Origin of the sequence: Pseudomonas sp. PAMC 25886 (assembly GCF_000242655.1) — a bacterium.
Lineage (GTDB): Bacteria > Pseudomonadota > Gammaproteobacteria > Pseudomonadales > Pseudomonadaceae > Aquipseudomonas.
In genome coordinates, this window is sequence record NZ_AHHC01000068.1 from 1 (window position 1) to 12,159 (window position 12,159).

Sequence of the window (12,159 nt, forward strand, 5' to 3'; positions counted from 1 at the left end):
GAGCCGCTGCTGGCCCATTACTGGTCGCCGCAACCGCAGTTGGCGCTGGGCTTGGCGCTGCGGGGCAAGGCCACGTCCGCGATGGATATTTCCGACGGCCTTTTGGCTGATTGTGGGCATATCGCCAAGGCGTCGGCTGTCAGCTTGTTGATCGAACAGCAAAAACTGCCGTTGTCGGCCGCCTTGCTGGCGTTCGTCGGCGAGGCGGATGCCCGGGTGGCCGCGTTGAGCGGGGGGGACGACTACGTACTGGCGTTCACCTTGCCGCCCGCCGAACTGGCGCCGTTGTTGGCTGCCGGTGTGCCAGTGCATGTGATCGGCCGGGTCGAGGCGGGGCAGGGCGTTACCCTGCTGGATGCGTCTGGTCAGGACATCACGCCAGCCATTCGTGGCTATCAACATTTCTGAAAGGCATAGAACCAAGCTGAAGGCCAATCGAACCTATTGATCTTTATCAGCGATAATTCAGCTTAAGCGTCTGTAGGAACCTACTGTTACAATCCCTCCCCTGTGAAATCTGAAATCAGGAGCACAAGGTGCCCGTCGTTTTCGTCGCCGCTTCCAAGCTGCCAACCCCTTTTGCCACGTTCACCATGAATGGCTTTCTTGAAGAAGCCACCGGGCGCGAACACGTTGTTCTCAGCCTCGGTGACGTGGCGGACGGCGCCCCGGTCCTCGGCCGCGTGCACTCCGAATGCCTGACCGGCGATGCCCTGTTCAGCCAGCGTTGTGACTGCGGTTCGCAACTGGAAGCCGCCTTGCAGGCCATCGCCCGCGAAGGCCGTGGCGTGTTGTTGTACCTGCGTCAGGAAGGCCGTGGCATTGGCCTGCTGAACAAGATCCGCGCTTATGAGCTGCAAGATGGCGGGGCCGACACCGTCGAAGCCAACGAGCGCCTGGGCTTCGCTGCCGACCAGCGCGATTACGCGATCTGCCTGCCGATGCTTCAGCACCTGGGGGTCAAATCCCTGCGCCTGATGACCAACAACCCACGCAAGGTCAAAGCCTTGACCGACATGGGTATCACCGTCGCCGAGCGCGTGCCGCTGCACACCGGCCACAACCCGCACAACAAACTCTACCTGGCCACCAAGGCCAGCAAGCTCGACCACATGATGGGCAACGAGCACCAGGGCGAGGCCGACCGGGCGTGACGCGCGGCCAGGTCAAGCGGCGACTGTCGTTTAACTGGTGGCAATACCTGGCGTTGGCGCTGGCGCCGTTGTTTGTGGTCAACCTGGTGTTTGGCAAGGCCGAGCCCTTGCTGCCAGTGTTGGCGATGCCGTTTTTTATCGCCGGCGTGGCCTCGATGTTTGTCAGCCTGCGTTACTTCCATGGCTATAAACACGCGCTGATCGCCACCGAAAAAGCCCTCGACACCCCCGAAGAGCCGGCTGCCTGGATCACCCTCGCGGCCCGTCGCCGCGTGGCGTTGCTGGTGGCCGCGCTGCCGGCCTGGGTCGGCGCGCTGGCGGTGTTTGTCGGGCTGGAGGCGGTGCCGCTGTTTCTGCTGGCGCTGTCGACCCTGGTGCTGTTCTACCTCTATCGCATCCCGCGTCAGTTGGGTTGATGCGCGCCTGGCTGGCGGTGTGGCTGCTGGTGGTCGCGGCCCAGGCTGTGGCGGTTGAGCGGGTTGTGAGCCTTGCACCGTCGTTGTCTGAAATCGTCGTTGAACTGGGTGCCGCCGATTTGCTGGTGGGCGTACTGGATGGCGGCGAGCGGCCACAGGCGTTGGCGAAGGTGCCGTCGGTTGGGAATTACGGGCAGTTGGACATGGAGCGCCTGCTCAGCCTCAACCCGGATTTGATCCTGCTGTGGCCCGGCAGCGTCGGCCCGGCCCAGCGTGAACAGCTTCAACGCCTGAACATCCCGGTGTTTGTCGCCGAACCCCACAGCCTCGAACAACTCACTTCACAAGTCGAAACCATTGCCCGGCAACTCGGGCGGGCTGACGCCGGCCGGCAACTGGCCGCGCAGTTGCGTCAGCGCTTGGCCGAGTTGCGCTCGCGCTATCACCGGGCCGAGCCGTTGCGAGTGTTTTATCAGGTGTGGAACCAGCCGCTGTACACCGTGGGCGGCGGGCAGATCATCAGCGATGCACTGAGTGTGTGCGGGGCGCGCAATGTGTTTGATGACCTGAAATTACCGGCGCCGCAGGTCAGCATCGAGTCGGTGTTGCAGCGCAATCCCGAGGTGATTCTGGCGGGCGATCAAGCGCAGCTGGATGCCTGGAAGGCCTGGCCCCAAGTGGCAGCAGTGGCTGCCGGGCACTTGCTGCAGGTGCCCGACAAGGGCCTGGAACGGCCCAGCGGGCAGATGCTGGAGGCGGTGGCGCGGTTGTGTCAGGTGATTGCACCGGGGCTGTGAGACCGCTATCGCAGGCAAGCCAGCTCCCACATTTGACCGAGTTCATTCATGCGACGCGGTCAAATGTGGGAGCCGGGCTTGCCCGCGATGAGGCCGGTGCAGACGACTTAGAGTTCCGGCGTCCAGGTCACCCCGAACATCAACGCCCGGCCTTCTTCCCGATAGCCATATTGCTGGCCTTGGTACTGATACAGCGCCCGGCTGTAGCCCTTGTTCAGCAGGTTATCGAGCTTCATTTCCAGGGTGATTTCGTGATTCACCGCCCAACTGCTCCGTAGACCGAGCAAGCCATACCCGCCCAGGCGTTGCTGGTTCGCCGGATCGTCGTAGCTGCTGCTCACCGCCTGCCAACTGGCGCCGACGCTGAACCGGTCGAATTGGCGATCCAGGTCCAGGCTCACGGTGTGCCTTGCTCGACGCGCCAATGTGCGCCCGGTGTCGCGGTCCCGTGGGTCGATCAGGGCGATGCCCAGGCTGCTTTGCCAACCGAACAGCTCTTGCTTGAGCGCCGCTTCGAAGCCGTTGATGCGTGCTGAGCTGACGTTTTGCGGACCGCCGCTGGCGAACACGATCGCGTCCTGAATGTCGGTGCGGTACAGCGAGGCTTCGAGTCGGCTGGTGTCGCTGAGCTGGCTGCGCCACTGCACTTCGTAGCTTTTCGAGGTTTCGGGCTTGAGGTTCGGGTTGCTGTTTATTCCGTAGCTGTCGTCCGGGTAGTAAAGGTCGTTGAACGTCGGCGCCCGGAAGCCCTCGCTGTAGCTCAGCAACAGATCATTGTCCGGGTTCAGCGGCAGCGTGAACGTGCCGCTCCAGCTGTTGTGGCCGCCAAATTGCTGGTTATCGTCGCGGCGCAGGCCCAGTTCGGTGGAGAAGGATTGCGCATGGAAGCGGTGCTGGATAAACGCAGCGCGGTTCCAGCGACTGTCTTCATTCAGGTGGGCGCTGCTGTTGACCTGGTCCTCGTACCAGTCGCCACCCAGGATCAGGCTGTTCTGGTCGTTCAGCGTCAGGTCGTTCTGCCAGTTCAGCGAATTGCGGTAGGTGTTGAACACGCTGCGTTCGGTGCTGAGCTTGTCCAGGGTCTTTTCGCGGTTTTCGCTGTGGCCTGCTTCCAGCCGAGACTTCCACACGTCATTGATGCGGGCGTCGATATAGCTGCTGACGCTGCTCACGGTGAAGTCGGTGTAGGGCTGCTGCTGGAAGCTTTGGTAGGTCGTCGTATCAAAGCGGCCGAACGGGCTATCGAATTCGCTTTTGCCGCGGTTATCCAACACGTTCACGCCTGTTTCGAGGTCATCGTTGAAGGCATGGCTCAGGCTGAAACTGATGGCCTGATTGCGATAGGCATCATGGTCGCGGTCGCTGGGGTAGGAGGTGTGCGTGCGATCGATCCCGGCCGTGTCATCCAGGCTGGCGCCCAGGTTGAAGCGGGTTTGCTCGTCGCCGCCGGACAGGCCGAGGCTGCGTTCCCACGTCTGGTTGCTGCCGAATCCCACATGCAGCCGGGGTTGTACGCCGGACTCGGTATTGCGCCGGGTGAAGATCTGGATCACCCCGCCAATGGCATCGCTGCCGTAGATCACCGAGCGCGAACCGCGCAGCACTTCCACGCGCTCAACCTGCTGGATATTCAGGTATTGCAGGTTGCTGGTGCCGCTGGTGGAACTGCTGATGCGCTGGCCGTCCACCAGCACCAGACTCTGGGCGGTCGAAGTGCCGCGAATGTAGACGTTCGTCTGGCTGCCGCGCCCTCCGCTTTGCGCCACCTGCACACCGGGCACGCGGCTGAGCAGGTCGCTCACGCTGGTGGGTTGCAGGCGGTCGATGTCATCGCGGGTGAAGACGGTGTTGGCGGCGCTGCTGTCGTTGCGTGCCTGGACCTGGCGGTTGGCGCTGATCACCACGTCGGGCAGCTTCAGGGCGTCGTCGCGTTCGAAGCTGTCGGCGAGCAGGTCGGTGGCGGGGAGCAGAAGAAGGGGCAGGGCAAAGCGCAGGCGATTCATGGGCTGTCCGTAGCGTTAAGGCAATACAAAACCAATGTGGGAGCTGGCTTGCCTGCGATGCAGGCACCTCGGTTTGTCAGTAACACCGAGGTGATGCTATCGCAGGCAAGCCAGCTCCCACATTTGATTGTTGTTTACAGGTTCAAGAGTGCCATGCGCTGACGAACCGAAGCTTCAATCCCCGCTTCATCCAGCCCGCATTCGGCCAGCATCTGCGCAGGCTTGGCATGCTCGACATACACATCCGGCAAGCCCAGGTGCAGCACCGACTTGAGGATGTTCTCCCGCGCCAGGAACTCACTGACCGCCGCACCGGCACCGCCCATGATGGCGTTTTCTTCGACGGTCACCAGCAGTTCATGACTGCCAGCGATCTCGCGCACCAGGGCTTCGTCCAGCGGTTTGACGAAACGCATGTCCACCACGGTGGCGTCGATCTTCTCGGCCACTTTCAAGGCTTCGGCCAGTTGCACGCCGAACACCAGCAAGGCAACGCCGCTGCCCTGGCGACGGACAATGCCCTTGCCGATTTCGATAGGCTCGAGGTCTTTCTCGATCACCGCATTCGGGCCGTTGCCGCGCGGGTAACGCACAGCCGCCGGGCCGTTGTACAGGTGGCCGGTGCTGAGCATCTTGCGCAGTTCGTTCTCGTCACTCGGGGTCATCACCAGCATGCCGGGGATGCAACGCAAGTACGACAGGTCGAAGCTGCCGGCGTGGGTCGGGCCGTCTTCGCCCACCAGGCCGGCACGGTCGATGGCGAACAACACGTCGAGGTTCTGCACCGCGACGTCATGAATCAATTGGTCATAGCCGCGTTGCAGGAACGTGGAATAGATCGCTACCACCGGCTTGGCGCCTTCGCAGGCCATACCGGCGGCGAAGGTCACCGCGTGCTGTTCTGCGATGGCTACGTCGAAATAGCGCAGCGGGAAACGCTCGCTGAACGCCACCAGGTCGGAACCTTCCTTCATCGCCGGGGTAATGCCCACCAGGCGCGGGTCGGCGGCGGCCATGTCGCACAGCCATTCGCCAAACACACCGGAATACTTTGGCCCGCTGGGCTTCTTCGGCGCGGCGGCCGGGGCGTTCAGCGGTTCAAGCTTGGTGATCGCGTGGTAACCAATCGGGTCAACTTCCGCCGGGGCGAAGCCTTTGCCTTTCTTGGTGACGATGTGCAGGAACTGCGGGCCCTTGAGGTCACGCATGTTGCGCAGGGTGGCGATCAGGGTCGGCAGGTCGTGGCCGTCGATCGGGCCGATGTAGTTCCAGCCCAGCTCTTCGAACAGGGTGCCGGGAACCAGCATGCCCTTGGCATATTCTTCGGTACGACGGGCAATTTCCCACGCGCCGGGCAGACGCGAGAGCACCTTCTTGCTGCCTTCACGCATGCTGGCGTAAGTGCGGCTGGAGAGGATTTTTGCCAGGTAATTCGACAGGCCACCGACATTGCGCGAGATCGACATGTCGTTGTCGTTGAGGATCACCAGCATGTTGGCGTCCACTTCCGGCGCATGGTTCAGCGCCTCGAAGGCCATGCCGGCGGTCAACGCGCCATCACCGATCACCGCAATCGCCTTGCGATCACTGTTCTGCAGGCGGGCGGCAATGGCCATGCCCAGCGCTGCGCTGATGGAGGTGCTGGAGTGGCCGACGCCAAAGGTGTCGTACTCGCTCTCGGAGCGACGCGGGAAGGCGGCGATGCCGTCCTTCTGGCGCAGGGTAGCCATGCGCTCGCGGCGTCCGGTGAGGATCTTGTGCGGATAGGCCTGATGACCCACGTCCCACACCAGCCGGTCGTCCGGGGTGTCGAACACGTAATGCAGCGCAATGGTCAGCTCGATGACGCCCAGGCCGGCACCGAAATGCCCACCGGTCTGGCCGACCGTGTAGAGCAATTCCAGGCGCAACTCATCGGCCAGGGTTTCCAGCTCGGCTTCACCCAGGCGGCGCAGGCCGGCTGGCGTGTTGGCACGGTCCAGCAGGGGCGTGGCCGGGCGCTTGCGGGGAATCTCTTGGAACGTCGTGGGCATCAGGCGAATCGTTATAGGTATAGAAGAGGCGGCAGTTTACCTCAAGCATCGCAAACTGCCCACGCAGAGCGCCGAACTTGGCTGATATGCGGTGGAAAAGGCCGGTGCTGTCAGTGGCGGCGTTCGACGATATACCGCGCCAGGTCACGCAGTGGCTCGGCAGCCGCGTCGAAAGGTCGCAGGGCATCGAGTGCCTGGTCCCGCAGCTCCAGGGCGTAGGCCTTGGCGGCTTCCAGGCCGAGCAGCGAAGGATAAGTCGGCTTGTCCCGTGCGATATCGGCACCCTGGCGTTTGCCGAGGGTCGCGGTATCGCTTTCAACGTCGAGAATATCGTCCTGCACCTGGAACGCCAGGCCGATGGCCCGCGCGTAGGTCTGCAAGGCCGCCAGTTGCGCCGCTTCGGCACGGCCACTGGCGAGGGCGCCGAGGTGCACGGCGGCCTCGATCAGCGCGCCGGTCTTGTGGCGGTGCATGTATTCCAAGGCTTGCTGATCGAGCTTCAAACCGACCGAACCCAAGTCAATCGCCTGGCCGCCGACCATCCCGGCCGGGCCTGCCGCCAAGGCCAGCGCGGTGACCATGCGCAAACGGATCTCGGCGTTGACGCTGCTCAGGCGCGGGTCCAGCAGAGCGCTGAACGCCAGGCTTTGCAGGCCGTCACCGGCGAGAATCGCGCAGGCTTCATCGAAGGCTTTATGAGTGGTGGGCTGGCCGCGACGCAGATCGTCGTCGTCCATCGCCGGCAAATCGTCGTGCACCAGGGAATAAGCGTGAATCAGCTCCACCGCACAGGCGGCGCCGTTGGCTTCCTCCGCCTGGGCGCCGAGTGCTTCGCAGGCCGCGTAGGCGAGCAACGGGCGCACGCGCTTGCCGCCGTTCATTACGCTATAGCGCATGGCCTCATACAGGCGGGCCAATTCAGGGGTAGGCGCAACAAACAGCGGTTCCAGCGCAGCATTGACCCGGGCCTGGCTGCCGGCCTGATAAGCGTCGATCATTCAGGCTGTTCCGCATCGAAAGGTTCTTCGGCCAGCTCCCCGTCGCGTTCCAGCAACACCTGGACCTTCTGCTCCGCCTGCGCCAGGGCGCTCTGGCAGTCGCGGGTCAGGCCGATGCCTTGCTCGAATGCGGTCAACGAGTCTTCCAGCGACAACTCGCCGTTCTCCATACGCTCGACCAGAGCTTGCAGGTCGGCGAGGGATTGTTCGAAATCGAGTGCAACTTTTTTGCGGGCCATGGCGGCTATTCCGGTAGACGGTAAACCGGCGCGACACTAGCAGACATGGGGGATTGGGGCAAATGAGTGGGCGGGATTGCCTTGTAAATCAGTCACCTTGGGTATTGATTTGGTAACGGGTACTACGGCCGCCGCCGGGTAACCGAACCAGGCAGTTTTTTTCCAGAAGGTCGGCCAGATGTCGAGTCGCCGTGGCCTTGGACACTTTGGCCACGGCCTGATACTGGGCGGCGCTGATCCCGTGCTCAAAGCCCTTGTCGCCGCCGTCGAGCAGGCGATTCAAGACTTTGGTCTGTTCAGCGCTGAGTGCGTGGTCCCGATGCCGTTGCCAGAAGCGACTTTTGCCCAGCACCCGGTCAATTCGCGCCATGGCCTGCTGCAGGCTACGAAGCAGGGTTTGCAGGAACCACTCAAGCCAACCGGTGACATCCAGCGTGGCTTTTTGACTGGTTTCCAGTGCGCGGTAATAGCCCGCCCGGTCTTCAAGGATGCTCGCCGACATCGCGTAGAAGCGGATCGCCTGGTTCTCCGCCTGGGCGAGCGCGAGGTCAGTAATCGCCCGCGTCAGACGACCGTTACCATCATCGAAGGGATGCAGTGTGACGAACCAGAAATGCGCGAGGCCTGCGCGCAGCAATGGGTCGAGGGCCGCATGATTCCGGCTGGCTTCAAACCATTCGATGAAATCGCCCAGCGACTGCGCCAGCCCTTGGCGAGGTGGCGCCTCGAAATGCACAGTGGGTCGGTCCAGTCGTCCCGACACAACCTGCATCGGCTCATCGCCCCTTAGCGCGCCTACGTTCAAGGCGTGCGTGGAAAAGCGGGCTTCCTCGGCGGGAAATAACCATCGATGCCAGTTAAATAGACGGGTTAGGGTAAACGGCTGAGCAAACTGTTGTGTGGCGTCCACCATCAAGTCCGCCAGGCCCTCGCTGCGCCGGCTCACGGAGCCATCCTGCAATTGCTCAAGGCCCAGGCGACGGGCCAGGGAAGATCGTACCGAGCCGACGTTGAGTTGCTCACCCTCGATTGCCGAGGAGGTCAGGATATTTTGCAGCAAGGCATCCAGTTCATTCTCCGAACTCTGCGCCTGGCTGACCGAACCGAGCATGCCCAGCAACTTTCCTTGCGCCTGCGTGCACTCGCGCAGCACTGGTGCGAGGCGCTCCGGTTGCCAGTGAAAGTGCGGCCAGTCAGGTTGTTGCCAGATCCAGTTCGGGTGATCCATGGCGGTGTGCTCGGTGGGTGAGCCGAATAGAAGGCTTATTCGGCTCATTTGGTGAGCCGATTGTGCAAGCTATTCGGCTCATCGTCCAGTCAGCCGCGCACGATCAACACTCGGTGGGTGAGGGCAGTGGTGCGCAGGTTCTGGCTGCTGATCAGGGCGTCCAAGGCACTGTCGACTTGATTCAGGTTGAAGCTGGCGTTGATGGTGCGTTGCCCGACTTTATCGTCGAGCCAGATCACATGGCCGCCTTGATAGCGCACCAACTCCTCAAGCACCTCGCGCAATGGTGCGTCCCGCACACGTAGCTGGCCGTCTCGCCAGGCCAGCAGGCGTTCGGCGTCGACGGCTTGGGGGGCTTGAACATGCCCGCTCACCACGCGCAACTGTTCGCCCGGCTGCAGCACTTGATGTTGTCCGGCGGCGGCCACTTCAACCCTGCCAAGCAGCAGAATGACCTCGTCCGACTTGTCGTTATGCGCGACGGAAAACTCGGTGCCCAACGCCCGAATCCGAGTGCCGCCGGCTTGCACAATAAAGGGTCGACTGTCGTGGCTGACTTGCAGATACACACGGCCTCTTCGCAGATTTACCCGGCGTTCATCGGAGGTGAGGTCGATATCGAGCGCGCTGTCGCTGTCCAGATGCAGGTGTGAACCGTCGGCCAGGGTGATGTCCTGTTGTTGCCCGGTGCGGGTGGTGTAGTCACTGCCCCAACTGCTGATCGGCGGGGTTCCCAGCCATATCGCGCCGGCGGCGAGTATCAGGCAGGCAGCGGTGGCGTAGGTTCGGCGTCGGGAGATCGGCCGCCGGCGATCTGGTTTGCGTACTGCCCGGGTGGGGCGATCCAGCAACTGCCATAGCGTTTCCGCGTTTTGGTAGGCGTGGGCATTCAGCGGGTCTTCGCGCCACTGCGCAAACGTATTGAGCTCCTGAAACGTCACGTTTTCCCCACGCAGGCGGGTAAACCAGTCCAGGGCTTGCTGGTCACGTTCGGAGGGGGAAGGGGTAGGCTGATCGTTCATCGGGACTCGGTGGCTTGCGGGGTCGTGGAGCGTTGGAGCGTGGCGTTGTTTGAATGTTGTTCCATTTGCTTGGAGAGCAATATTCAGACGGGCGGTAATCTCCTTGTAGCTCAATTGCGGGAGCTGGGCCAGTGGAAACACTTTGTGGAGATGCGCGGAGAGATTGTTGGGTTGCCCCTGCGATGGAGGGAAGGCGCCGCCAGTGATGGGGTAAAGGTCGTATTCGTCGTTGATGGGACGGATACGATTGCGTTGGGTGTGGTGGATGCTCGGCTAATGGCGATGTGGTGGGAGAAGCGCGTACGTTGCTGCTCCTGAAAAGCTTGCTGTTCATCAGGACGAAGGGAGTCAGAAGAAGAAGAATATCCCGGTATTATTTTTCAAAGCCGTATTTGTGAGATTTATTAACTTTATTAATAACTCAGGATTTTCCGGGATTGTTGAGCTCTTTAGGATGGAGAGAGTGTTTTCTATTTCGTTGGTTCCTTGTATTTTCTCGTCCTCATAGTCGTCAATAATTTTTCCAAGCTTTAAGTTTATATTGTCGATGATTCCTGAGTTTGTTAATTGTCGGTATTCGGTTTCGCTCATGTAGAGCTGTTCTAGCTTGTTTTTAGGGCATGCATCCACGTCCAAAAGCTCCAATGCTTCTTGGCTCAAGGGTACGGATATTAGCTTCACTTATGCGATTCCTTTTTGAAGTGAGTGACTTCATTATATTCGCTTTGCGTTCTGCCCATCTGTTTACCTGATGACGAGGTTTTGTTATTTGGTATTGTTCCATTCAAACTTAGATATTTTCTGGTTCCGGGCAGCGACGGATCATAGATTCTAAAATAACCACCATTTAAGTCCTCAACCACTTCTATGCCTGTTTGTGGGTTTTTATAGATTTTCTTACCTTTGTCGGTAGTCGTCACTAACGGGTCGTGGCCGCCAAATTTGACAATGGTCTCATTGAGATTTGCGACTGGCCAGTTAGCCGAGTACATAGCCGCTCGCGCCGCCCCCCCTGTCTTTGGTAATTCAGCGTCGCCTTTTGCAACATGTGCTGTTTTGTTCGGCTCTTCAATCTCGGCGGTCGGTTTACACTCATCGCCTCCTGGGCACGAGTTTAACCCTAACGGATCCACCCACCCCGTCGGGTTGGGCACGTACTGGTATCCGTTCAGCCCGCCCGCCAGTTTCACGGGATCAGGCGTCAGATAGCGACCAATATCCGGATTGTAGTAGCGATGACGGTTGTAGTGCAGCCCGCTTTCCGGGTCGAAATATTGGCCCTGGAAGCGCAGCGGGTTGGTGACGGTGTTGACGTCCAGCTTTGCGATTTGGCCGTAGGCGCGGTAGTGCGCGGACCAGACGATTTCGCCGTCGGGGGCGGTGAGTTCTTGTGGCGTGCCGAGGTGGTCGAGTTGGTAGTGGAAGGGTTTTACGTCTTCCGGGCCGTAGCCTTTCAGCAGTGCTAACGGGCGGAAGCTGTTGGGTTCGTAGATATAGCTTTGGTGATGATCAGCGCTGTGCTCGGCAATCAGGATGTCGCCTTGCCAGAAAAATTCGGTGGTTTGGCCTTTTATCGTTTTGGTGATGCGCCTACCGAACGGGTCGTAGCGGTAGCTGGCGTGGGTGCCGTCCGGTTGGGTGACGGCGATCAGGCGGTGTTGGCAGTCGTAGCGGCATTCGGTGACCAACTTCTGGTCGCGGCCCCGGCGTTCGCGCAGGAGATTGCCGAAGGCGTCGTAGTCGTAATGACGATCGCCTTGCATCAGCAGGCGGTTGCCTTTGATCACACTCGGCCCGACGCGGTCTTGCATCAGCAGGTTGCCCGCCGGGTCGTGGGCGAAGCGTTCCTGCAGGTCGTGCGAGTGGTTGGCGCGGGTCAGGCGGTCGAGTGGGTCGTAGTGGTAGTCGTGCTGGCCTTTGCGGGTATCGAGGATGCGGGTGAGGTTGCCGCGTTTGTCATAGTCGTATTGGCGGCGCTGATGGCGCTGTTCCTGTTGGGTAATGGCATGGGCATGCAGGCGGCCCTGGTCGTCGTAGTGGTAGTGGCTGAGGAGTTGTCCCTGCTGGCGCTGGTGTTCGCGGCCGGATTTGAACAGGTGTGAGGTGAGTGGGTTGCCATTCAGCTCGATGGTGGCAAGGTCGCCACCTTTGTCGTGATGGAAGGCGAGGCGGTTGTTGTCGGGCAGACGCAGGTAGTTGAGTTGCCCGCATTCGTCGTAGCGGTAGCGCAGGGTGCCCCAGCCTTGGTGTTCGGCAGTGAGGCGGTTTT

12 protein-coding genes are annotated in these 12,159 nt (G+C 61.0%); 4 read left to right on the top strand and 8 right to left on the bottom strand.

Going from position 1 to position 12,159, the window contains the following annotated elements; translation table 11 throughout:
• From MUM_RS0123185 to MUM_RS0123200, 4 genes are all read left to right on the top strand, one after another.
• A partial coding sequence (locus MUM_RS0123185; protein WP_010174679.1) for a thiamine-phosphate kinase occupies window positions 1–408 on the top strand: 408 nt, incomplete at its 5' end.
• Between the two features lie 128 nt (window positions 409–536).
• Window positions 537–1,154 carry a GTP cyclohydrolase II gene (gene ribA, locus MUM_RS0123190; RefSeq protein ID WP_010174681.1) on the top strand — a complete coding sequence of 206 codons (618 nt, stop codon included), beginning with the start codon at window positions 537–539 and terminating at the stop codon, window positions 1,152–1,154.
• Window positions 1,151–1,570, top strand: a complete 420-nt coding sequence (locus MUM_RS0123195) for a nuclear FMR1 interacting 1 family protein (protein ID WP_010174683.1) — start codon at window positions 1,151–1,153, stop codon at window positions 1,568–1,570. Before ribA ends, MUM_RS0123195 begins: the two co-directional genes overlap by 4 nt.
• Entirely contained in the window at window positions 1,570–2,367 is a 798-nt protein-coding gene (locus MUM_RS0123200; protein ID WP_010174685.1) for a cobalamin-binding protein, read from the top strand. Before MUM_RS0123195 ends, MUM_RS0123200 begins: the two co-directional genes overlap by 1 nt.
• Before the next feature lie 107 nt (window positions 2,368–2,474).
• Here the strand turns inward: MUM_RS0123200 and MUM_RS0123205 are convergent, their stop codons facing one another.
• From MUM_RS0123205 to MUM_RS01000000132665, 8 genes are all read right to left on the bottom strand, one after another.
• Window positions 2,475–4,370, bottom strand: coding sequence for a TonB-dependent receptor domain-containing protein (locus MUM_RS0123205; protein ID WP_010174686.1), 1,896 nt, complete (start codon window positions 4,368–4,370; stop codon window positions 2,475–2,477).
• Between the two features lie 134 nt (window positions 4,371–4,504).
• Window positions 4,505–6,403 (bottom strand): 1-deoxy-D-xylulose-5-phosphate synthase, encoded by a 1,899-nt coding sequence (dxs, locus tag MUM_RS0123210; RefSeq protein ID WP_010174689.1) that lies wholly within the window; start codon window positions 6,401–6,403, stop codon window positions 4,505–4,507.
• Window positions 6,404–6,513: 110 nt separating this feature from the next.
• On the bottom strand, window positions 6,514–7,401 hold the full coding sequence (gene ispA, locus MUM_RS0123215; RefSeq protein ID WP_010174691.1) for a (2E,6E)-farnesyl diphosphate synthase: 888 nt from the start codon (window positions 7,399–7,401) through the stop codon (window positions 6,514–6,516).
• On the bottom strand, window positions 7,398–7,640 hold the full coding sequence (locus tag MUM_RS0123220; protein ID WP_010174693.1) for an exodeoxyribonuclease VII small subunit: 243 nt from the start codon (window positions 7,638–7,640) through the stop codon (window positions 7,398–7,400). The genes ispA and MUM_RS0123220 overlap by 4 nt, the downstream gene beginning before the upstream one ends.
• Before the next feature lie 88 nt (window positions 7,641–7,728).
• Window positions 7,729–8,868 carry a Fic family protein gene (locus MUM_RS0123225; protein WP_010174695.1) on the bottom strand — a complete coding sequence of 380 codons (1,140 nt, stop codon included), beginning with the start codon at window positions 8,866–8,868 and terminating at the stop codon, window positions 7,729–7,731.
• 89 nt (window positions 8,869–8,957) lie between these two features.
• On the bottom strand, window positions 8,958–9,890 hold the full coding sequence (locus MUM_RS0123230; protein WP_010174698.1) for a FecR family protein: 933 nt from the start codon (window positions 9,888–9,890) through the stop codon (window positions 8,958–8,960).
• A 348-nt stretch (window positions 9,891–10,238) separates the two neighbouring features.
• On the bottom strand, window positions 10,239–10,571 hold the full coding sequence (locus MUM_RS0123240; protein WP_010174702.1) for a hypothetical protein: 333 nt from the start codon (window positions 10,569–10,571) through the stop codon (window positions 10,239–10,241).
• Window positions 10,568–12,159, bottom strand: a 1,592-nt coding sequence (locus tag MUM_RS01000000132665) for an RHS repeat domain-containing protein (RefSeq protein ID WP_010174704.1), incomplete at its 5' end; no start/stop codon positions are given. The genes MUM_RS01000000132665 and MUM_RS0123240, both read right to left, overlap by 4 nt.

What these genes read in the sequence shown, in the direction of transcription:
- MUM_RS0123200 (WP_010174685.1), top strand. Translation starts at nt 1,570, where the DNA reads ATGCGCGCCTGGCTGGCGGTGTGGCTGCTGGTGGTCGCGGCCCAGGCT.
- MUM_RS0123205 (WP_010174686.1), bottom strand. Translation starts at nt 4,370, where the DNA reads ATGAATCGCCTGCGCTTTGCCCTGCCCCTTCTTCTGCTCCCCGCCACC.
- dxs (WP_010174689.1), bottom strand. Translation starts at nt 6,403, where the DNA reads ATGCCCACGACGTTCCAAGAGATTCCCCGCAAGCGCCCGGCCACGCCC.
- ispA (WP_010174691.1), bottom strand. Translation starts at nt 7,401, where the DNA reads ATGATCGACGCTTATCAGGCCGGCAGCCAGGCCCGGGTCAATGCTGCG.
- MUM_RS0123220 (WP_010174693.1), bottom strand. Translation starts at nt 7,640, where the DNA reads ATGGCCCGCAAAAAAGTTGCACTCGATTTCGAACAATCCCTCGCCGAC.
- MUM_RS0123225 (WP_010174695.1), bottom strand. Translation starts at nt 8,868, where the DNA reads ATGGATCACCCGAACTGGATCTGGCAACAACCTGACTGGCCGCACTTT.
- MUM_RS0123230 (WP_010174698.1), bottom strand. Translation starts at nt 9,890, where the DNA reads ATGAACGATCAGCCTACCCCTTCCCCCTCCGAACGTGACCAGCAAGCC.